The sequence below is a fragment of the Paenibacillus sp. W2I17 genome, assembly GCF_030815985.1.
Lineage (GTDB): Bacteria > Bacillota > Bacilli > Paenibacillales > Paenibacillaceae > Paenibacillus.
Genome location: NZ_JAUSXM010000001.1, coordinates 2741516 through 2762895, shown reverse-complemented (window position 1 = coordinate 2762895; position 21380 = coordinate 2741516). Strand labels below are relative to the sequence as shown.

Annotated in this window: 25 protein-coding genes and 1 pseudogene; 21 read left to right on the top strand and 5 right to left on the bottom strand. The window is 47.3% G+C overall.

The window, feature by feature from the left end; translation table 11 throughout:
• Nucleotides 1–25: 25 nt before the first annotated feature.
• Nucleotides 26–988, top strand: a complete 963-nt coding sequence (locus QF041_RS12090) for a glycosyl hydrolase (RefSeq protein ID WP_307414354.1) — start codon at nucleotides 26–28, stop codon at nucleotides 986–988.
• Nucleotides 989–1137: 149 nt separating this feature from the next.
• Here QF041_RS12090 and QF041_RS12085 read toward each other — a convergent pair whose 3' ends face one another.
• Nucleotides 1138–1404 carry a SunI/YnzG family protein gene (locus tag QF041_RS12085; RefSeq protein WP_307414352.1) on the bottom strand — a complete coding sequence of 89 codons (267 nt, stop codon included), beginning with the start codon at nucleotides 1402–1404 and terminating at the stop codon, nucleotides 1138–1140.
• 223 nt (nucleotides 1405–1627) lie between these two features.
• Here QF041_RS12085 and QF041_RS12080 point away from each other — a divergent pair, with 223 nt between their 5' ends.
• A complete protein-coding gene (locus QF041_RS12080; protein WP_307414350.1) occupies nucleotides 1628–2236 on the top strand; it encodes a DUF1349 domain-containing protein in 609 nt (202 codons plus the stop codon).
• 26 nt (nucleotides 2237–2262) lie between these two features.
• On the opposite strand, the gene QF041_RS12075 is transcribed toward QF041_RS12080, so the two are convergent.
• Nucleotides 2263–3369 carry an MFS transporter gene (locus QF041_RS12075; protein ID WP_307414348.1) on the bottom strand — a complete coding sequence of 369 codons (1107 nt, stop codon included), beginning with the start codon at nucleotides 3367–3369 and terminating at the stop codon, nucleotides 2263–2265.
• Between the two features lie 88 nt (nucleotides 3370–3457).
• Nucleotides 3458–3988 carry a TetR/AcrR family transcriptional regulator gene (locus QF041_RS12070; protein WP_307414346.1) on the bottom strand — a complete coding sequence of 177 codons (531 nt, stop codon included), beginning with the start codon at nucleotides 3986–3988 and terminating at the stop codon, nucleotides 3458–3460.
• 203 nt (nucleotides 3989–4191) lie between these two features.
• Between QF041_RS12070 and QF041_RS31275 the strand changes: the two are divergent.
• The 3 genes and pseudogenes from QF041_RS31275 (at nucleotide 4192) to QF041_RS12050 (ending at nucleotide 6560) form a co-directional block, all read left to right on the top strand.
• Nucleotides 4192–5009: pseudogene (locus tag QF041_RS31275) on the top strand (AraC family transcriptional regulator).
• A gap of 213 nt (nucleotides 5010–5222) precedes the next feature.
• On the top strand, nucleotides 5223–5774 hold the full coding sequence (locus tag QF041_RS12055; protein WP_307414339.1) for a nucleotidyltransferase family protein: 552 nt from the start codon (nucleotides 5223–5225) through the stop codon (nucleotides 5772–5774).
• 51 nt (nucleotides 5775–5825) lie between these two features.
• The gene (locus QF041_RS12050; protein ID WP_307414337.1) at nucleotides 5826–6560 is read left to right on the top strand and encodes a YdcF family protein; all 735 of its coding nucleotides are present in this window, start codon (nucleotides 5826–5828) and stop codon (nucleotides 6558–6560) included.
• 100 nt (nucleotides 6561–6660) lie between these two features.
• On the opposite strand, the gene QF041_RS12045 is transcribed toward QF041_RS12050, so the two are convergent.
• Both QF041_RS12045 and QF041_RS12040 read right to left on the bottom strand, forming a co-directional pair.
• A complete protein-coding gene (locus QF041_RS12045; RefSeq protein WP_307414336.1) occupies nucleotides 6661–8013 on the bottom strand; it encodes a M56 family metallopeptidase in 1353 nt (450 codons plus the stop codon).
• Between the two features lie 6 nt (nucleotides 8014–8019).
• Nucleotides 8020–8394, bottom strand: a complete 375-nt coding sequence (locus QF041_RS12040; protein WP_076209251.1) for a BlaI/MecI/CopY family transcriptional regulator — start codon at nucleotides 8392–8394, stop codon at nucleotides 8020–8022.
• A gap of 167 nt (nucleotides 8395–8561) precedes the next feature.
• On the opposite strand from QF041_RS12040, the gene QF041_RS12035 reads away from it, so the two are divergent.
• The 16 genes from QF041_RS12035 to QF041_RS11960 all read left to right on the top strand — a co-directional run bounded on the left by QF041_RS12035 (nucleotide 8562) and on the right by QF041_RS11960 (nucleotide 21233).
• Entirely contained in the window at nucleotides 8562–9083 is a 522-nt protein-coding gene (locus QF041_RS12035) for a hypothetical protein (RefSeq protein WP_307414333.1), read from the top strand.
• A 116-nt stretch (nucleotides 9084–9199) separates the two neighbouring features.
• Entirely contained in the window at nucleotides 9200–10090 is an 891-nt protein-coding gene (locus tag QF041_RS12030; protein WP_307414331.1) for a TIGR01777 family oxidoreductase, read from the top strand.
• A 382-nt stretch (nucleotides 10091–10472) separates the two neighbouring features.
• The gene (locus QF041_RS12025; protein WP_307414329.1) at nucleotides 10473–11474 is read left to right on the top strand and encodes a beta-ketoacyl-ACP synthase III; all 1002 of its coding nucleotides are present in this window, start codon (nucleotides 10473–10475) and stop codon (nucleotides 11472–11474) included.
• Nucleotides 11464–12756, top strand: coding sequence for an ATP-grasp domain-containing protein (locus tag QF041_RS12020; protein ID WP_307414326.1), 1293 nt, complete (start codon nucleotides 11464–11466; stop codon nucleotides 12754–12756). The genes QF041_RS12025 and QF041_RS12020 overlap by 11 nt, the downstream gene beginning before the upstream one ends.
• Complete coding sequence (locus QF041_RS12015) at nucleotides 12753–13748, top strand: NAD-dependent epimerase/dehydratase family protein (protein WP_307414324.1); 996 nt, start codon at nucleotides 12753–12755, stop codon at nucleotides 13746–13748. The genes QF041_RS12020 and QF041_RS12015 overlap by 4 nt, the downstream gene beginning before the upstream one ends.
• On the top strand, nucleotides 13742–14602 hold the full coding sequence (locus tag QF041_RS12010; protein ID WP_307414321.1) for an MBL fold metallo-hydrolase: 861 nt from the start codon (nucleotides 13742–13744) through the stop codon (nucleotides 14600–14602). Before QF041_RS12015 ends, QF041_RS12010 begins: the two co-directional genes overlap by 7 nt.
• Nucleotides 14599–15927: a F390 synthetase-related protein gene (locus QF041_RS12005; protein WP_307414319.1), complete on the top strand. Its 1329-nt coding sequence runs from the start codon at nucleotides 14599–14601 to the stop codon at nucleotides 15925–15927. Before QF041_RS12010 ends, QF041_RS12005 begins: the two co-directional genes overlap by 4 nt.
• Nucleotides 15928–15995: 68 nt before the next feature.
• A complete protein-coding gene (locus QF041_RS12000) occupies nucleotides 15996–16916 on the top strand; it encodes an SDR family oxidoreductase (RefSeq protein WP_307414317.1) in 921 nt (306 codons plus the stop codon).
• A gap of 214 nt (nucleotides 16917–17130) precedes the next feature.
• Nucleotides 17131–17712, top strand: coding sequence for a DJ-1/PfpI family protein (locus QF041_RS11995; RefSeq protein WP_307414314.1), 582 nt, complete (start codon nucleotides 17131–17133; stop codon nucleotides 17710–17712).
• The gene (locus QF041_RS11990) at nucleotides 17709–18287 is read left to right on the top strand and encodes a GNAT family N-acetyltransferase (protein ID WP_307414312.1); all 579 of its coding nucleotides are present in this window, start codon (nucleotides 17709–17711) and stop codon (nucleotides 18285–18287) included. The genes QF041_RS11995 and QF041_RS11990 overlap by 4 nt, the downstream gene beginning before the upstream one ends.
• The gene (locus QF041_RS11985) at nucleotides 18284–19168 is read left to right on the top strand and encodes a serine/threonine-protein kinase (RefSeq protein WP_307414310.1); all 885 of its coding nucleotides are present in this window, start codon (nucleotides 18284–18286) and stop codon (nucleotides 19166–19168) included. Before QF041_RS11990 ends, QF041_RS11985 begins: the two co-directional genes overlap by 4 nt.
• A 93-nt stretch (nucleotides 19169–19261) precedes the next feature.
• On the top strand, nucleotides 19262–19630 hold the full coding sequence (locus tag QF041_RS11980) for a hypothetical protein (protein WP_307414308.1): 369 nt from the start codon (nucleotides 19262–19264) through the stop codon (nucleotides 19628–19630).
• A gap of 2 nt (nucleotides 19631–19632) precedes the next feature.
• Nucleotides 19633–20349: a GNAT family N-acetyltransferase gene (locus QF041_RS11975; protein ID WP_307414306.1), complete on the top strand. Its 717-nt coding sequence runs from the start codon at nucleotides 19633–19635 to the stop codon at nucleotides 20347–20349.
• Nucleotides 20349–20630, top strand: coding sequence for a hypothetical protein (locus tag QF041_RS11970; protein WP_307414304.1), 282 nt, complete (start codon nucleotides 20349–20351; stop codon nucleotides 20628–20630). Before QF041_RS11975 ends, QF041_RS11970 begins: the two co-directional genes overlap by 1 nt.
• Nucleotides 20627–20818 (top strand): GNAT family N-acetyltransferase, encoded by a 192-nt coding sequence (locus QF041_RS11965; RefSeq protein WP_307414302.1) that lies wholly within the window; start codon nucleotides 20627–20629, stop codon nucleotides 20816–20818. Before QF041_RS11970 ends, QF041_RS11965 begins: the two co-directional genes overlap by 4 nt.
• 28 nt (nucleotides 20819–20846) lie before the next feature.
• Nucleotides 20847–21233, top strand: a complete 387-nt coding sequence (locus QF041_RS11960) for a hypothetical protein (RefSeq protein WP_307414300.1) — start codon at nucleotides 20847–20849, stop codon at nucleotides 21231–21233.
• The last annotated feature ends 147 nt before the right edge of the window (nucleotides 21234–21380 follow it).

Sequence of the window (21380 nt, the reverse complement as noted above, 5' to 3'; positions counted from 1 at the left end):
GGTAAATCCAATTGGAGGTGTAGAGATGACAGTGCGTGAGATCAGCAGTGTTCCGGTGAATGAAGCAGCGACACCTGAAGCGAGAGAACTAATGACGTTTCTGGTTGAGCGTTATGGAAAAGGGATGTTGTCAGGTCAGCAGGACTACAGCAATCTGAACTGGATTAATGAAAATACAGGCCAGAAGCCAGCTGTGATTGGCTTTGATCTCATGGAATATTCGCCATCAAGAACAGAGCGTGGTGCGGTCTCCCAGGAGATTCGGGATGCGATAGACTGGCACAAACAAGGCGGGATCGTGACGCTATGCTGGCACTGGAACGCACCAACGGATCTGATCGATGAACCAGGTAAAGAGTGGTGGCGGGGGTTCTATACGGATGCGACAACCTATGATATTGCCTCCGCGCTAGCTGATACTGAATCGGAAGCATATCGGTTATTGATTCGGGATATCGATGCGATTGCAGCCCACTTGCAAGAGTTGAAAGATGCGGGTGTACCTGTATTATTCCGACCACTTCATGAAGCGGAGGGTGGCTGGTTCTGGTGGGGAGCGAAAGGTCCTGAACCTGCCAAACAGTTATATCGTTTGTTGTATGATCGATTGGTTCAAGAACATCAGCTGCACAATCTTATCTGGGTCTGGAACTCGGAAAAACCGGAATGGTATCCGGGTGATGATGTCGTGGATATTGTCAGTGTGGATGTATACCCGGAAGCAGGAGACCACAGCCCGTTGGCTGCACGTTACGCTAACCTGCGAGAGCTTGTGAAGGATAGCAAAATCATTGCACTGGCCGAGAACGGCTCCATTCCGGATCCCAAGCAGATGAAGGAACAGGATGTACACTGGAGTTGGTTCTGTACCTGGACAGGTGGATTCCTGAGAGACGGGGCGCATAATGAACTAACGTTTTTGAAGGAATTGTACCATAGCAAAGAGGTCATTACGCTTGATCAGTTACCGAAGTGGAGTTGGACATAAGAACCCCACTTTCAACTTAAATTGGAATCAATGAAGCGTTAGTATTCGCATTAATTCTTACAGCGAATACTAACGCTTCATTTGTTGGTGTGCATATGTACATGGGGCCCCTCTTCCGAGAAACATGAAAATCTGGTTCGAGCAACAATCTAGTTTGACGGGTGTAACATAGCTTGGATATTGGGATATAAAGTCACGCTGGAAGTGAATAAAATATACGATTGATTCACTGTACGGATCAGAATCCTCTCGCTTGTGCCATTGACTGGACCGATCCGAATGGCAGATGGTTCGCTTCCACCGTACGTATCATCCAGGGTGACCGATGTGATATGTGTGATGGGAATTTCAATTTTGGAGAACTGCCAGCGGATGACCAGTTGATCTTCTACTTTTTTCACGTTAACACCAAACATAGGATGACCTCCTGTTGTGATTCAAATTATTGAAGTAATATCGTATGTCCAGTTTATCATATTTTGGATAAAATTACCTTATTAATAATAAAGAGTGACGATCTCTATCAACTGATATCAGGGATGGGAACTTGATGTAAAACATACAGGATTAACCATGATACATATCGAATACAAATAGAGAAATTAGAGAACTTATACTCCAACACAAAGGGTGTGCCACATGACGAATCTATTCGAACATTGTTCAGGTCAAACATTATCTGCCAATCTGGGATGGCTGAACGAGCCAGCAGATTGGTCCATTGAAGACGGCAAAGTAACGATAACCGTTTCGCCGATCAGTGACTTTTTCATTGATCCGGGAGGTGAGCCGGTGAAAGCTTCAGCTCCATTTTTACATACGATAGTCAAGGGAGATTTCAGCATCGTCACTCAAGTACAGGTGGATATGAAAGAACAGTATGATTCGGGTTGCCTGATGGTGAGGGTGGACGATACGAATTGGGCTAAAGTCTGTTTTGAGTATTTCGAAGAACAGCCGTCCATTCTTAGTGTCGTTACTCGTGGTAACTCGGATGATTGTGTATCAGCACCTGTAGAGGTTAACAAGCCTTATTTACGTGTAGCCCGGGCAGGCAACAGCTTTGCTTTCCATTATTCTCAGGATGGAGAGAAGTGGAAGCTGGTTCGTTATTTCGGACTCGACTGCCCGGAAGAGATCAAAGTTGGCATTGTGGCCCAATCCCCCATTGGGCAAGGGACCACGGTTACTTTTACAGACCTACAGCTTCAACATGGAGTGACCGGAAGTGTTCGCCGGGTAAAATAACAGCGATCAGAAGGTTGTTCTGTCATTTATTTCACCCGAATTAACAATCCAAACAGGCCGAGTACAGCAAAGGCCAGAAATGCCGTTGTATTGGAAAACACTTCAATCGTGTAACCTGCCATGGATGAACCAAGGAATTGCCCAACACCCAGCGCGAGAAAGGCAAGGCTAATTCCGATGGACACATTTGGACTGAATAGTCTCGTCGCCCAAACGATAAATACACTGGTCAGGAAAATATACGTGCTGCCAAATATGATCGCAGAGATGAGACTGGCAGTCATGGATGGAAGAAGGATTACCCCCAGTGAGATAGCCAATAAAAGTATGCCTATTCGGTAGGACCACCCAATCTCGATACGTTCAATAATGCGACCAGCGCATCCACCGAGTATCCCCATAACCCCCATCACAATCCAGAACAACACGGCTTCCGAATCGGAGGCCCCTTTCTCGTCTGTGAGGAAGTTCCGGGCAAAGGTCCAGTAGATTGCAGAACTGAAACCTGTCAACAGACAAGCCATGAGCAGAGCAGACCCTGGTCTGGTAGGTTTCATACATGTCCAGATAGACTTGGTGCAAGGCAGTGTCTTCGTAGGTGGAATAACACGTCTGTTCCACAGCAGAACTACAACACCGATCACAGCAAACAGGATGTAGGTTAGACGCCAGTAATCCGTGAACAGCCAGTAGAGTGGACCCGATATTACAATCCCGAAGCTGGTCCCTGTGTTAATCCAGCTGTTGCCTCTTGCTTGTAGCTCGGGAGCAAGCTCGGCATTAATCGTGTTACCGAGGGCTGGAGAGGCCCAGCCTGTACTCAAACCGGCTAGAAATATACTAAATGTAAGAACCCAGGCATTCTGAGCCAGGGCAATGCCGGTTAATCCGAGCACTGCGCTGATCCCTGCCAACTGAATGACATAATGATGTCCCCTGCGATTAATTAACAGTGGTGCAGTTAGAAGGGACAGACAGTAGGCAATATACGTTCCTGAGTTAATCGCACCAGAGGCTGCATCATTCAATTGTAAGGCTTCCGAAATTTCCGGCATAAACAGTCCATAACTGAATCGCCCGAATGCATAACATACAGCGATTAGTGCAATGCCTGGAAAGATAATTTTTTTCATTAAATCCACCGCCTTTTAGATAGAACGATCATTATATTTCTCATTAAATAAAAAAGTGAGTTGAACTACTAACTCACCCGGAATAGCATTACTTGAAACTGTTCTGCGTCATATGGATCAGTTCACGGCAGACGTTATTTACATTTTCTGTCTCAGCAAGTGCCGTGGAACCCTCCAGCAGCAGGGAGAATTGCAATAGATCTCGATCACTTGCAGCAGGCGCCAATGTTTGAATTAACGTTCTCATATGTCTTTTGTGCGCATTCACTGTCTGCACGATGATATGATCTGCATGACCTCCGAATTCTTCTTTGGCGCGTAAAAATAAGCAACCTCTTGATTCGTGCTCTTTCAGCCAGGCTGCATGTCCTTCAGCCAGCTTGAGGAACATGGGTTGTGCTTTATTGTCTGCATATTGCCGGAGTTGTTCTAAATAACGCTGTTCGCGCCGCAGGAGCACTTGGACGATGAGATCATCCTTGGACTCAAAATGATTATATAACGTCATGATGGCAATCCCGGCATCCGTGATAATCCGCTTCAAGCCAATGGAATGGAAGCCGTGAAGGTAGAACAATTCTTCCGCCACGTTTAAAAGCATTTCCTTTTTGCTGCTCATGATCAGTGATACTCTCCCTTCGAAATAAGATAGAACGATCATTATACTCGTAGGCTATAGTAAATCGTTTACATTGTCAAATTCTGTGAGCAGGGCGTTATATGAACTTCGTCTTTGCACATTAACCGGACATATGAGAGCACAACATGACAGGTTTTTGGGTGGTTTATCCGTTATATTAGACATCAGGGAGTGATTATTACATGAACTGGATCAACGCATTACAGGTCGCTATTCAATATATGGAAGACCACTTGCTTGAAAATATGACGATGGAGCAGATTGCAGCGCAGGCCCATATCTCTCCTTTTCATTTTCAACGTACCTTTGCCTTATTAACTGATGTTACTGTAGCCGAGTACATAAAACGCAGACGATTGACACTGGCGGCACATGAGCTTCTGCAAAGTGATCACAAAATCATTGATCTGGCATTTAAATACGGTTACGACACACCGGAATCCTTCTCCAAAGCATTTCGTAGACAACATGGTATCGCACCCAGTGAGGCTCGTAAGAATAGTAACGCTGTCAAATCGTATAATCGTCTGGTGATTCAAGTGAGTCTAAAAGGAGCAGAGCCGATGAAATATAAAATCGTTGAACATCCCGAATTTACGTTGGTCGGAGTAGAGCAAACTTTCTCCTATGCAGATCAAGAACATTTGCAAGGAATCGGGAAGATGTGGCAGGAAGCGTGGACGAGCGTTTATTTGAACTGAACAACGGGGATATTCCAGGGTTACTTGGCGTCGTTGTGGATCAGAGCGAAATACAGGAGAAACAGATGCAATACTGGATTGCTACAACTTACGATGGTGAAGTACCTGAAGGATTATCAAGCTTCACCATGCCTGCTTCCAAATGGAGTGTATTTGAAGTAGAAGGCCCGATGCCGGAAAGTATGCAGCTTCTGTGGAAACGGATTATTTCGGAATGGTTCCCATCCAACCCGTATGAGGAGCTGGAAGTATACCCGGGGCCAAATCAACCGCCACAAATCTGGATACCGATTAAATAAATTTTAACCGTTTCAAACTCGATCATTGTAGCCCATAAACATTCAGATCACCGAAGCTGTTTATGGGTTATTTGGTTGTGATTAATCAGAGATTCGAAGTTGTACAGAGGATGTTCAAGCGTTGTTCATTTTATTGCAGCCAGGTAAACATGATATATTGGAATGAAGGTTAACAGCTATAAGAGACAATGAGGTAAACCGCAGGAGGCAGATATGTTATATGAGAACCCATTCATTCAGACGATCATCAAATACGAGCAATTAATGCATGACCTGCGGAGAGTTCGTAGTCTCCATTTACCTCAAAGTTACATAGGTGCAGGATATATTCGTAATTATATCTGGGATGTTCTGCATGGATATGATCTTCGTGAACTTCACAGCGATATTGATGTTGTCTATTATGATGCGCAAGACTTGCGTGAGGAGCGAGACATACAGCTCGAACAACAGCTTCGTGAGGAGACGGGCAGTTCGAAGTGGTCGGTCAAAAATCAGGCGAGAATGCATCTGCGCAATGGTACACTTCCTTATCATTCTACTGAAGATGCTCTTCGCTATTGGCCAGAAGTTGTGACTGCTATAGGCGTACAGTTGGATGAAGAGGATCGGGTGAACATCTGTGCTCCGCATGGTTTGCATGATCTGTATCACCTTATAGTCCGCAAAAGTCCGTTCTTCACGGATGCTGACTATTACAATCAGAGAGTACAGAAGAAGCACTGGCAGGAACAATGGCCGAATCTAACGATAATAACAGCTTGAAATAATAAGTGATTTGCGGAATAGTGGGTACAAGAAGGAGTGTCTACGGATTTGATAAAAAAGTTCTTACAAAAAAATGGACTGATCATTGATCTTGTCCTGTTGGCATGTTTTGCGGCATTTCTGGCCTTTTGGGGCCAAAGATTCCCAGTCATGTTTTTCGGAATGATCACGGTGGCTTTTATCGTTCTAAGACGGATTGACTATCAGAAGCATGTTATTCTGAAACGGATTATCCTTACTGGAATTAGCGTGGCTGCCGTCTCTTTTGTCATTATTGAAGCACTTGTATTCACACAGCTTGGTGCGAATGATCCGGAAGAAGCGGACTATGTCATTATTCTGGGTTCAGGCATCCGTGGAACGGAATTGTCATTGACCCTAAAACAAAGGTTAGATGCCAGTCTGGACTATATTCGCAGTCACCCTCAGACACCCGTCATTGTATCAGGTGGGCAGGGACCTGGAGAATCCATTCCTGAAGCACTCGCCATGAAAAACTATCTGATTGAACAGGGGATTAGCCCTGCCCAAGTCATTATGGAAGATCGCTCTACAAGTACACAGGAGAATTTGGCCTTTTCCAAAAAAATCATTCTTGAATCCGGGTTAGAGCACCCTGAGATCATGATTGTCACCAGTGACTATCATATGTTTCGCTCCAAGTACATCGCTGCCAAGAACGGTTATGCGGCAGAATATGGCATATCGGCCCCGTCACCGGGTTATCTGAAACCCGTCAACATGATCCGTGAATATTTTGCTACGATCAAAACATTTATCTAATGCATATGACAGAAAAGCGGAAACAGGACGAAGCGGAGATCTATGATCTATGCTTCGTCCTGTTTGCATATAAGGATGGCTATTGCTCCTTAACGATAGGTTATTTTTCTGAAGGAGCAGGTACAGTTACTGAAACCTTATCCCCAGGGAGAGCTACGATTTCGGGGGATTGGGTATTCGAAGGAACGGCTACGACTTCAGGAGATTCACCCTTAAAAGGAACAGTGACTGCTTCTACAACTTTAGCCTCAGAAGGTTTAGTAGTAGAAGGTACAGTAGCAGACGGAACTGGCACAGCTTCGGAAACTTCATCCTCAGGGAGAGCCACGATTTCAGGAGTTTCGGAAGTAGAAGGAGCAGTTACAGCTTCGGAAATTCCGACCTTGTTGGGAGAAGTTACGATTTCTGAAGATCCATCAGTAGAAGGAACAGGCACGGTTTCAGTAGCATGGGTCTCTACTTTAACTGTGTGGTTTGATGCCCATACGGCGGTGGACGTACTTACTCCTGTAATAAGCAGGAGGGCTCCCATACTTAACATCCAATGTTTCTTTTTCAGTTTCTTTACATTAAACATAATCATCAATCTCCTTTTTAATTGTTTGCCTTCACCCGATAGAGACGAACAAAATTGAGCAGGTATTTTCTTGGTTCCCGCCATCACATTTAAAATCGTCTTACCATATCGTCTTCGCTCTTCATGCGACATCTCTTTCACCACATCTTCATCACAGGCCAACTCGCTCCAGGTATGAATGTCCCGGCGAATCATATGAATCAGGGGATTGAACCAGTGCAGGGCACTAACCCCCAAGGTCAAAGCTTTGACCCACAGATCTTTATGTTTCAGATGTACCAACTCATGATGAATTACCATGCTGATGTCCATTTTCACCGTATTTTCGGGTGGCAGATATATCGTGGGTTTAAACAAGCCAACCAGTATAGGGCTTCGTACTAGCGTGCTGTGAGCAAGCGTGATATTGCGTTTGAGACCCAAAGCCTCTTTGATTAATGGTAGCTGTATAGCTGCTTCACTATGACAGAGGACTGGGGTACGTGTACGAGATAATTCATTCAAAAACCTTCGATAACAGTACATCTGCCATGCAGAAAAACCAATGACTCCAATGCCCCATACGCATAACAAGAACCAGGCTGTCGTTACCGAAATGGTTTGTTCCGGGATAAACGTTCCTGCAACTACGCCCGAAGCTGCTGCATTCTCCGTACCCGGTATAGTTGATGTCGTTTGGAATGCAATATCCAAAAGCCATGAAAGGCCAAGAGATACCGGGAACAGATAAAACAAGATAGCCATTTTACCGAGTCTGTAGAGCCACTTGGTCGGAAAAACAGATACGGGTATAAGTCGTAGTGCCAAAATACAAACAGAAACGATACTTCCCGCCACGGTCAGGCTGCACAGAATTTCAAAAAAGATATTCATCATCTGCACCTACTTTTCCGAGAGCCATTTTTTCAGTTCTGAAATGTCATCGTCAGAAAGCTTGTCGCCATCATACATGGCCGAAACCAAATTTTTGACTGAACCTTGATACAGTCCATCAAGAACATGTTGCGTTTCCTGTAGTTTGTAATCTTCGGGCTGTAGAAGAGGTACATAATCATTGGTCCGTCCACGTCTCGTAACGGTAAGAGCGCCTTTATCCACCAACCGTGACAGAAAGGTAGACATGGTCTGCGCTTTCCACGCTTTCCCCTTCTCAGCAAATATGTCTAATAGTTCTGTCGAAGTGACGGGTGGATCGCATGACCATATAACAACCATTAACTCCATTTCTGTTTCGGATAATTTTTGAATCTGGTTCACAGTGAACACTCCTTAACATCGTTATGCGTCCATAACGATCGTATTACTACACTACGTAGTACGTATAAACTACTACAACTTGTAGTGGATAGTCAAGTTATCCTGATAGATGATTGCCAAACCATGTTATAATATAGGTCATTAATAGAAGAACGATGTAGGAGTGAATGATCATTACAGCATATCAATTACCTGCTCTCTATGAGCAGAAGCGAGTTTCAATGCACGAGATGGAAGAGATTGTACGCCTGTTGGCCCAGGCACCGCTATTATACGATGATGGACAGAGCATTCAGGTTCAGGATTACATGGGAGGCTTGGAGGTCGAACTTAAGCATGAGGTACGCCGTGCAGTGACCGAGTTGTACGAACTGGCTGTTCAGGCCTGCCGCGTCTTCGCCGATCCATTGGCGTACGAGCAACTTCAGGATGCGCTGGGGTTACAGGCTGAGTTATGGCAGGAGGAAGTGCTTACTCTTGCAAATTGGATGAATTGGTTGAAGCAGATCAGTGAAGGAAAGAGAACACTGCCCGAGTACAACTTTACAGCCATGCTTGGCAATCTGCCAGACGGATTCATGATCCATGATTTTTATGATGAACTCCGATATCAGTTGGAACAAAACCCTGCAAACGCTTGGGCTATCGAAGAGCGGGATCGCTTGTACGCAGCTCTGGGTGCGAAATAAATCAAACCAATGGGTCACCGGCGGTGTTAATCTAATATCTGCATTTTGCATGCATAGAAACATTCCAATCTATACCTTACGAATTCTTTACCCAGTATGGGAAATGAGGGGATACCGTGAAGAAGGTTGTATTAGCTGGTGGAACGGGATTTGTTGGACAGGATTTTGCCCAAAGATTCAGAAAGCTGGGGTATGAGGTGTTAATTATCTCGCGTCAGCCCGGTCATATTGCCTGGGAGGATCGTGCAGGAATTATAGGGGCACTGGAAGAAGCAGAAATGTTGATTAACCTGGCAGGTAAATCGGTGAACTGCCGTTATACGGATGAGAATCGCAAAGTCATTCTGGAATCCAGAACCCGTACAACGCGCATTCTCGGCGAAGCCGTCCTGGCTTGTAATCAACCTCCCGAACTATGGATTAATTCGAGTACAGCGACCATATACAGACATGCTGAAGATCGTCCCATGACGGAAAAAGAGGGCGAGATTGGCTCCGGATTCTCGGTCGACGTTGCCAAGGCATGGGAACAGGCTTTCTTTGAATTCAGTCTGCCGTCTACGCGTCAGATTGCACTGCGGATTGCGATTGTGCTGGGCGAGGGTGGCGTGATGGTGCCTATGACAAATCTGGTTCGTTTTGGACTGGGAGGATCTCAAGGCGCAGGAACACAGCAGTTCAGCTGGATTCATATCGAGGATCTCTTCCGCATGGTAATCTATCTGCAAGAGCATCCATACTTAAATGGTGTGTTTAATGCGTCCTCGCCGCATCCGGTGACGAATCGGGAGCTAATGGCGCGTCTGAGAGAACAGATGGGTGTTCGGATCGGACTACCTTCTCCTCGTTGGATGCTTGAACTGGGCGCACGTTTTATTCAGACCGAGACGGAACTGGTTCTCAAAAGTCGTTGGGTGATTCCCGAACGAATGGAGAGGGAAGGGTTCACTTTCACATACGGTACACTAGATACCGCTCTTGCCGAGATTCTGAATAAGAAGAAATGACAACACTGTATAAATAATAAAACACAACAGGGAGGGCAGAGGCATCTGCCCTTCTGTTATATTCTAAAGCTTTCTGATAATGGCGTTTCGCCATTTGAGGTGGAGGATTCATTTCATTTATATATGTTCAACTAAACATTTACACAATAACGGAGAGGGCAGAAAAAACTGAAGAAGCGAAGCGGTCGCCTAAAAGCTTTCTGAAAGAAAGCTGCATCGGAAGCATATGCTTATCCCCGGATTTTCCCTTTTTAAGAAGGGAATCAAAAAAATCTGGGGATAACAGCGATCGGAAGGTTATTCTGTCATCGGAGTGTCAGTGTAAATACTAATTAGCTGAACTTATATATATCAGTCAGATGAACAGAAAGAGGTTGGGGAAATGCAACTTAGAAGAGTAAGGATCGCAGGAACAGGGAAGTACCTGCCTGAACAGGAAGTCACGGATGAGGAACTGGATCGCCGCTTGGACGTGCCTGCGGGCTGGGTCAGCAAAGCCACAGGTGTAGGTGTACGCCATTATGCTTCGGGTGAAGAAACCTCCTCTTTCATGGGCGCGCGGGCTGCAGAAGCTGCACTTGCGGTTGCTGGATTACAATTCGGGGATATCGACTGTCTGGTGTGTACCAGTGGCACGAAGGAACAACCGTTGCCAAGTACGGCGGTATTTATCCAGCAGGCCATGGGACAGCAAGATTCAGGCGTACCTGCCTTTGATATGGATGCAACCTGCCTGAGTTTCCTGAACGGACTCGATGTGATCTCCTATATGGTAGATGCCGGACGTTACCAGCGAGTATTGCTCGTAGCCACCGAGATTGCCTCAGCCGGACTGAACTGGTCTGATAAAGAGAGTGCGGCCCTGTTCGGAGATGGAGCGGCCGCTGTTATTATTGAGCGTTCGCCTGAAGGGTCCTCCTCACAGATCGTCCATGCTTCCCTTCGAACCTACAGCCGAGGTGCTCGCTTCTCGGAGATTGCAGGAGGAGGTACACGGATGCATGCTTCGAATTATAAGGCAGATCAGCCTGAACCCTACCTATTTCATATGGATGGACAGGCGATCTTCCGCATGGCTTCCAGACTTTTGCCTGGATTCATTGGTGATATGCTGCAAGCGACCGGGAATCGAATGGAGGATTTCCAATTGGTCATTCCCCATCAGGGAAGTGCCATGGCGATGAGACTGATTCGCAAGAAGCTTGGCATTGCTGAAGATCGATTTATGGATATCACACGAAATCACGGCAATACGATTGCGGCATCGATCCCGATGGGTCTGCATGAAGCGATTAGACAACAGCGTATTCAGCGTGGAGATCGGGTGTTGATGATTGGCACGGCTGCCGGATTATCATTGGGAGGACTCATTTTTGACTACTAGATCTGGGGAAACCAGACATCGTACAGCTGCTTCTCTCCGTGTGCTGCTTACAGGCGGAAGGGCTCCCGTAACGCTGGATCTGGCACGTATGCTTCATCGGGCAGGCCATCGGGTCTATGTCGCGGAGAGTGCCGTACGGCATCTGACCAGATTATCTCGTGCAGTGGAACAGTGTGCTGTGGTTCCATCGCCACGTCATGACACAGGTACGTATCTGGCGGAGTTGGAACGGTTGGTTCAGGATTGGCAGATTGACCTGTTGATTCCGATGTGTGAAGAAGTCTTCTATGTTGCTCAAGGGGCAGACAGACTGCGTGCATATTGTCGTGTCCTGGTTACAACTCTGGAGCAGCTACATGAGCTGCACCATAAATATAATTTTATCCAGCTTGCAGTAACACTCGGTCTTTCGGTTCCGGATACATGTCTGATCAACAGTCGGGAGGAATGGATGGAAGCTCAGTCTGTTCTGGGAAAAGTAGGAGATTGGGTGTGGAAACCGGTGTATTCCCGCTTCGCAGCTAAAGTTCGCATGCCAATACTCATGACCGATGACGCTGGGGTAGGGACGGATCAGGAAGGAAACGTAAGCGAAAAGAAACATAGACATTTACGTAACGATCCTCCGGAAGAAGGGGAATTATCCGTTGCTTCACCTTGGGTTGCACAGGCCTACATTCCTGGTCAGATGTTATGTACATACAGCATAGCGCATGAAGGGCAACTGGTTGCACATGCCACTTACGACAGTCGCTATCGTACAGGAAGCGTGGGAGCCAGTGTTTTTTTTGAACAGGTGGAACATGAAGGTGCCCTTGCGTGGGTGAGACAATTTGTTGAGGCAACGGGTTTTAGTGGACAGATTGGGTTTGATTTTATAGAAGGTCCGGATGGGCAAGTATACGCAATTGAGTGTAATCCGAGGGCAACGAGTGGGATTCATCTGTTTCACCCCGGAGATGACTTGGTGCGTGCATTGACTGAACCGGAGACGTTGGTCAAGGAAGGAAAAATGATCACGCCCGCACGGGGCAGCAAAGCCATGCTCATGCTTCCCATGTTAGGAAGCGGAGTACAGCAGATCTTTGGCAAAGGGAAGCTCCGTGCATGGATAGCTGCGTGGCGTGGAGCCAGGGATGTGGTCTATGTGCGGCAGGATATCCAGCCTTTATTTGAACAATTCGGAGTGGTGCTAGCTGCATGGCGTCTGGCAAGATCGCAGAAGTGCTCGCTGACTGAAGCTTTGACTCATGACATAGAATGGAACGGTGAACAACAATGAATAGAGCATTGGTTACAGGAGCTACGGGATGTCTGGGCAGGCACCTGGCGATACGGCTTGCCCAAGAGGGATGGGAAGTCACTGGCATGGGCCGACAGCCAAAGGTTGGTGCAGAACTTAAATTGGCAGGAGTCCGATTCCTGAGTGGAGATATACGGAATGAGGCAGCAGTAAACGAAGGGTGTGCGGGGCAGGATATGGTGTTTCACTGTGCGGCACTATCCTCGCCATGGGGCAGATATCGTGACTTTTACAGCAGCAATGTGGAAGGCACACAAAACCTCATTGATGGCTGCCTGCATAATGAGGTGCAGCGATTCATACATGTCTCAACTCCGAGTATATATTTTAACTACAACCCGCGATATAACGTACATGAGAATGATCCGTTGCCATCCAAACCAGCCAATCATTATGCAGCCACGAAGCTTCTCGCTGAGCAGGTTGTGATGGAGGGGCATGCGAAGGGGCTTCCGTCAATCATGATTCGACCGCGAGCCATTTTTGGTCCGTATGATCAGACGTTGTTTCCCAGAATTGTCGCAGCAAACGCAAAATCGGGCGTGCCCATGATCGGTGGTGGACAGGCGTTAATCGATCTGACATGTGTGGATAATGTGGTGGATGCCTTGTTGTTGTGCCGCGATGTCGATGCAGAAGCACTTGGCAGAGCCTACAATATTTCCAATGGCGATCCGAGGGCGTTCAGTGAGTTGGTGAGCAGCCTGTTTGGCATGTTGGATATGCCCTTGCGTCGTCGAAACATTCCTTATCGGATGGCATATGGTGTGGCAGCGTTGCTGGAGCGAGTTCATGGCTATATTCCTGCGTTGGGTGAACCTGCGTTAACACGGTATACAGTCGGCTCCTTATCCATCCCACAGACGTTGGATATTACGGATGCACGGGAGCAATTGGGATACATCCCTCGGGTGTCCATTGAAGAGGGATTGCAACAATTTGCAGACTGGTGGAGGGCTGAATCATGCTGACGACAACTCCAGTAGAACTATATTTGGGTGCGGCGGGTTACTGTACACATCCAGAGTTTCTGACGCTGCGTGGTGGTCGATTGAGTCCAGTACCTTTCCCGGCAGGATTTGCTTGCATCATTCATCCCGTACATGGACCGATCCTGCTGGATACGGGATATAGTTCCCGCTTTTTTGAGGAAACGGCTCATTTGCCTAATGCAATGTATCGTCATATTACACCAGTGGTCTATCGTGAGGAGGATAGTGCCGTTCATTTTCTGGCTGGGCTTGGACTGAAAGCTTCCGATATTCGGTATATCATCCTCTCTCATTTTCACGGCGATCATATCGCGGGTGTACGAGATTTCCCAGAGGCACAATTCATTTATCTGCCAAGGGCCTATGATGCTGTGCGCTCACTTGGTCCGATTGCGGCTGTGAAGGCAGGTTTTCTTGCCGGGTTGTTGCCCGAGGATTTTATGGCCAGATCATTGCCTGTTACGTGTCAGCCTGAGCGATGGACGAGAGCGGGGAAAGAGTTCCCTTTTGATGAATTCTACGATATCTTCGGCGATGGCAGTCTGCTGGGGGTGGATGTATCCGGTCATGCGGAAGGCATGATGGGACTTCTACTGCGTACAGAAGAAGATGACTATTTCCTGTGCGCGGACGCGGTGTGGTCGAGTCGGGCTTTTCGTGAACAGCGCAGACCGAATATTCTTGCTGGGATCATTATGTCGAATCGACAGGAATACCACCGGAACTTTGACCGACTGGTTCAGCTGCATCAGCAGTTTTCCCACATTCGGATTGTGCCGAGTCATTGTCGAGGTGTACTGGACGCTTGGGGTGTAGGAGGGCCGAAACGATGAGTAATACCTTTCGTATAGTGGTTCATTATGCTCTCGCACGTGGGCTGAGAAAGTGGAAAACGCGAGAACAACTGGAGCGCTGGCAAGAACGCCGGGTTATTCGGCATGTTCATCAGATTCGTGCCCGATCCCCATTTTACCGGAAGTGGTGGGGGAGCTTGAACGCATCCGACTGGAGAAGATTTCCGTTGATTGACAAATCGATCATGATGGAGCACTTCGATACACTGAACACGGTGGGCATTACCAAGGACGAAGCGCTGGCTCTTGCAGGCGAAAGTGAAGAAACGCGTGACTTCAAACCTTCCATTCAAGGCGTGACGGTTGGACTGTCTTCGGGCACGTCAGGGAACCGGGGAATATTTCTGGTGAGTGATCGGGAGCAGGATGCGTGGACGGGAACGGTACTGGCTAAGTTGCTGCCTGGTGGACTGTGGAAACCTGCGAAGATTGCGTTTTTCCTGCGGGCCAACAGTAATCTGTATGAATCGGTGCAACGTGGCAAATTGCAGTTTCAGTACTTTGATCTGCTGGAACGTGTGGAGACCTTGGTGAATCGGCTGGAAACCTACCAACCTACCGTGTGGGTGGCTCCTCCATCCATGCTGCGTCTGTTGGCGGACGCCTATGTAGCAGGCCAGCTGACCGCTGTACCGGATAAAATCATCTCTGTTGCCGAGGTGCTGGACCCCCTGGATCGCAAAGTGCTGGAGCAGGTCTTCGGACAGACCGTTCATCAAGTCTATCAGTGTACAGAAGGGTTCCTGGGTGCTACTTGTCGTTATGGTACCCTGCATTTGAACGAAGACATTGTGCATATTGAAAAAGAGTTCATTGATCCCGCCACCCGGCGGTTTGTGCCCATTATTACGGACTTCTCCAGAACATCACAGCCAATTATCCGATATCGGTTGAATGATATTCTGACCGAGGCGGCGCTACCATGTGCCTGTGGTTCCCCGTTTACCGCCATTGAGCGGATTGAAGGCCGCTGTGATGACACGCTTTATTTTACACAACTACATACGGGTGAGGCTGTACCGGTCTTTCCGGATTTCGTTACCCGTTCGGTCATTGCGGCTTCGCCGGATATTGAACATTATCGTGTGGTGCAGCAAGGAGACGGAACAATGGAAGTATCTCTTCGGCTTGGCGGGAGCGCAGTGATGGAGCAGGTCGAGACGGATGTACGGGGTGAACTGATGAAGCTGGGAGAGCGGCTTGAATGCACCTTACCTGAGATCAGATTTGTTCCATATACGTTTGAACCGGGACTTACGAAGCTGCGCAGGGTGGAGAGACGAGATAACGGAGTGGCGTATTAAGCGGCAGGGGCCGTGCGGTATAGGTAGGAACGGAAGTAAGTAATTTACCGAGGAAAGAAGGACACACCGTGACAGCAGAGGAACACTTAACAAAGGATGGCCAGGTACGAATTAACACGGGTCTTGATGCAGTGAAGAAGACAAAGGAGAGAGCGAACGCTCGGGTGGCCTTAATTACGGGTACCTCCAGTGGTTTTGGTATGCTCACCGCAATCACTCTTGCCAAGCAGGGATATCTTGTTGTTGCTACAATGCGTGATCTGAGTCGAAGAGAAGAATTGGTGAGGTTGGCTGAACAGGCAGGGATATCCGAACGTTTGCAATATGTGCAACTGGACGTGACCGATACTGAATCGGTGCAGAAAGCTGTGGGGTCCGTACTTCTTAATAATGGCCGAATCGACATGCTGGTGAACAATGCAGGATTTGCGGTGGGCGGGTTCATTGAGGAAGTGTCAATGGAGGATTGGCGGCGCCAGATGGAAACGAATCTGTTTGGATTAATCGCCGTGACACGTGCGGTCCTGCCTGTGATGCGTGAACAGAAGCAGGGGTTAATTGTTAACTTGTCCAGCGTCAGTGGGTTGTCCGGTTTTCCAGGGTATGCGCCCTATGCTGCTTCCAAATTCGCTGTGGAAGGATTCACGGAAAGTCTGCGGCATGAGATGTCTTCGTTTGGTGTTCGGGTGGTATTGGTTGAACCAGGTGCTTATCGCACACCGATCTGGAATAAAGGTTTGGGTGAGATTCACCGGAGCGAGGACTCTCCGTATAAGCATAAGCTGGACGCGGTTCTTCGTTATTCCAAACATGCGAGCGAGACAGCGCCTGATCCACAGGAGGTAGCTGATCTGATCGGCCGAATTGCACGGATGCGTGCACCAAGGCTTCGATATGCGCTCGGGAAAGGTTCGCGTGTGCTGATCTTAGGCAAAGCCGTGCTACCCTGGAAGTGGCTGGAGTGGATCATCGCCCGTGGATTAAAATAGAGATAAGGTACGAGTCACGATTGCGTAATTTCCGAAAAGGAGGGGTTAGCCATATTCGAATTCATCGTCATTATTTTACTTCTTGCGATTGTGGGTCTGCTCTTCCATATCAATAGCAAGCTGCCAGCGCGTGACCGGGTGAAGGAAGCAATGGAACGTGATCGGAATCAGAAACATAATCAGGATGCTCCAAATTAAAACGCGGAGGTTACCAATGAAAATTGCATTCGTTTTGTTTGATGGACTGACTTTCCTTGATTTTGCAGGGTTTTATGATGTGATTAATCGGTTGAATTTCTTTGAACCTACCCAAGGAACGACGTGGGAAACTTGTGCAATGACAGAGCAGGTCACGGATGAGTCTGGTCTAACGTTGAAGGTGGATCGGGTGAAGCCTGACCTATCGGAATATGATCTCGTGTTTATCCCCGGAGGCATGGGAACGCGCAAGCTTCGATATGACGAGGCCTTTGTAGGTTGGCTGAAACAGGCAGAGTCTGTGCCTTTGAAGGTTTCGGTGTGCACAGGCTCTCTGCTGCTGGGTGCAGCTGGTTTTTTATCCGGCAAAAAAGCAACAACACATCCCCGTGCATATAAATTGCTTGAGCCGTATGTCACCGAGGTGATTCAAAAGCGGATTGTAAAAGATGGAAATGTAATTACTGCCGGTGGAGTAGCCACGTCCATTGACCTGGGAATTTATGTTGTTGGATTGCTTGCAGGACAGGAAGCGGCGGCGAATGTAAAACTTCAGATCGATTATCCTTATGAAATGCAGGGAGTGGTCGAAGAATGAACGAAGATCGAAAGCAAGAGACCTATATCATTCGCAATATTCAGCGGGATGAAGCAGACATCTACTGGCCTTTGCGACTGGAAGCATTGAAAACACACCCTGAAGCCTTTGGGGCTTCGTTTGAGTTGTCCATTCAACTCCCCATGAGTGAAGTGCAGGAGCGCATACATAATGAACCGGATGATTATATTCTGGGAGCATATACAGTAGAAGGAACCTTGGCGGGAATGATGGGTTTCAAAAGGGAGTACGGCCTAAAGCTCAGGCACAAAGGCATGATTTGGGGCGTCTATGTTGCTCCGCCATATCGGGGAAGTGGGCTGGCTTCGCTCTTGCTCCGCGAGGTGCTGGATCGGGGAAGACATCTGGAAGGTATCAAGCAGATTAATCTGAGTGTAGTGACAACCAATGAATCAGCCCGACGTTTATACGAGCGATATGGATTTGAAGTTTACGGCATCGAGCGTAACGCCTTGGAAGTCTACGGTCAGGGATATGATGAGGCGCATATGAATTACTTTTATACGGAGCATTCAACATTGAACGAAGATATCAGCACAGGAGGAGTCCGATGACAGATCATGTTGAACATGAGATCGATGGTGTTTCCTTTGTCTTGAAAGAATCTCATTCTTTCGATTGGTTACGGCCCTTGGGTACGGTCTTTCGCGTATTCGATCAGCAGGATTCAGGGAATCTCTCCTTCGGTATTGTGCAAAAGGATGGAAAGCGATTGTTCGTTAAATATGCGGGAGCACATACAATTCATGCGAATCATACGGGAAGTCCCCCGGAAGCCATTCGTAATCTGAAATCATCTGTTTCCGTCTACGAGGATCTGGCACATGACACGTTGATTCGACTAACGGATCATTTTGCAACGGATGAGGGGTATGCCTGTGTATTCGATTGGGTGGATGGGGAGTGTCTGCATTCCCACTGGTATTTCCCACCTCCGGCTAAGTATGAAGATCCGCGTTCGCCCTATTATCGGTTCAGACAGCTTCCAGTGGATACACGCATTCGGGCGATGGAACAGATTCTGGATTTTCATATCGAGGTGGAACGGAGAGGTTATGTGGCTGTTGATTTGTATGATGGCAGTCTGATCTATGATTTTGACAGAAACTTTATGAAAATTTGTGATATCGACTTGTATCGGAAGGGCTCTTTTACCAATAACATGGGGCGTATGTGGGGATCTTCCCGCTTTATGTCACCCGAAGAGTTTGAGCTAGGCGCACCCATAGATGTGGTTACCAATGTATTCAACATGGGGGCAATGGCGTTTGGTTTGCTTGGCGGGGAGAAGGATCGTTCCTATGAGAGATGGGATGCCGGAGAAGCGTTGTATCACGTTGTGATGCGTGCAGTGAGCGACGAGCGGTCCGAGAGGTACGCAACGATTGCGGAACTCGGTGAGGCATGGGAAAAAGCTGCGATTAAAGGTCAATGAGTGAGTGGCGTAATTTTCGCAAATGTGCAAATTCCATTCGTATGTGCGTGTGAAATCCCGTATAATGGAAATTATTAAGGGGGGGTGCAGACGATGTGCAGATATGCCATGTCAGGACCATATAAAGACATCTATGCATGTTTCATTTGTCGCAAATCATTTAAACAAGTTTCCAAACATGACCTGAGCCCCGAGGTGGTGGCACAACTTGAATATAAATGCCCGCAATGTGCCACGTCTATGGTTAGCATGGGACACGATTTCCAGGCGCCCAAGCAAAATGATACCAAACAATGGACCAAAGTGAAGATGCTGTATCGTCATGGTTATACCTATCATAATTGCGGGTGCGGGGCTGGATATCGCCCGGCTGATTTACGTGAATTATCCGATTTTCTGGAGCAGCAAGAAGCTGGTAAAGGCAGTGAAGGCAAACGATTATTGCAAAGGTTAACTTCATAGTTATGGTTCCAAAATCCAACCTGTCGTCTATGGAAATGTTGAAAATACAGGTGAGCACGTTATATACAATCAATGAGCAGCAGCGTCTACTAAGCATTAACGAGCCGGGGGGCGGGCAGGCTCCAGCCATTTTTATCGGCATGACTTCTGCTGGTTCACTGATCTATTATCATGAGCAGTTACCGCCTAATCTAATGGATGAGTTGGGTAAGGATTGCGAGCTTCCATTGGATATTCTAAAACTGATTCGAAAGGTGGAAACCTTTGAGCCAGTTAACCATGTATGGATGGGACCCGCCTATGCTTTTCCTGAGTCATCTAACGAATGGAATCAGAAGGTTCAGTTGATTGGTCAGGAGCAGCATTATTTGGTGGCAGAGCATTTCCCTGAATTAACAGATCACTTGTATGAAAAAAGCCCTGTTGCCGCTTATGTTATTGGTGATTCTGCTGTGGCAGTGTGCTGCTCCGCAAGGCTCTCCGATTATGGGGCGGAAGCGAGTCTATATACGGCACCGGGTTATAGAGGACATGGATATGCAGCGGAAACGGTAAAGTGCTGGCAGTATTATGTCAAGGAGCGTGGACGCATGCCAATCTACAGTACATCTTGGGATAATCTCGCTTCACAGCAAGTTGCCCGTAAACTGGGATTAATTCAGTTCGGTGTGGATTTCAGTATCACAACTGTAGATTTGAGGAAGGACTGTGATGTCTGATGATCCGCACTTTCGTACAAAAGGATCTGCAGTATGTCATTGAAGCGCACATCCGAATTTATCGAAATGAGTATAATTATGATCATAACTTTGCTGAATTTATCACCAACGCGGTGAATTCGTTTGGACTTAAAGGCAATCACGCGAGGGAGATGTTATGGATTGTTGAGTTAGATCAGACAGCTTCCGGTTCCATAGGACTTACTCAGGTGAATGAAAATACGTCTCAACTTCGCTGGTTTCTGATCGAACCGGAAGCACGTGGTGCAGGATGTGCGTGAAGCTTATCGAACAGGCAATTCTTTTTGCAAAAGAAAATGACTACACATCCGTGATCCTGTGGACCAATGAGTCTTTGATCGGCGCGCGTAGATTATATCAATCTGTGGGCTTTGAAGTGAAGGAAGTCCGCAAACAGATGTTGTCAGGTCAGGAGCTTACCGAAGAACAATGGGAACTTGTTCTGTAGTTAACTCGTTGTTGAAAGGAGTGGTACAGTGAATCGCAGAAGACTGATTCTGGGTTTGTTATCCGTATGCACAGCATTGACGGTAGCAGCATGTTCGACTCGGACAGAAGACCAAGCATTATCAGCAACAATTGAAAGTAACCTGCAGCAGATGGTTAGCGCCCCTGTCCTCCTGACCAGCAGTAATCCCAATGATTATATTGCTGGTAACCGTGAGGCTTACGACGACATCTTGAATACGGGTGAGGAAGGATTGCATCTGCTGCTACAGCAGCTCGAATTCAGTCCAGATAATGGTCTCAAGGAATGGATCATGGCTCAGGCAAGTACTGAACTGCTCGGAGAGCTTAACCCTGTAGAGGCGTGGCATAGTGGCAAGGACTGGCTCAGACAGTATAAAATGAGCGTAGAATAATGGCTTATCTTCTCTATAGTACCTGACTTAGCGGAAGTAATGGAGGGGGCGGAATCGATTCTGAAGAAGCGATAGCGTTCGCCTTTGTCTCCGAATTTATACATCTATAAGGTTATTCAAGAAAATTTGGAGACAACAGCGATCAGA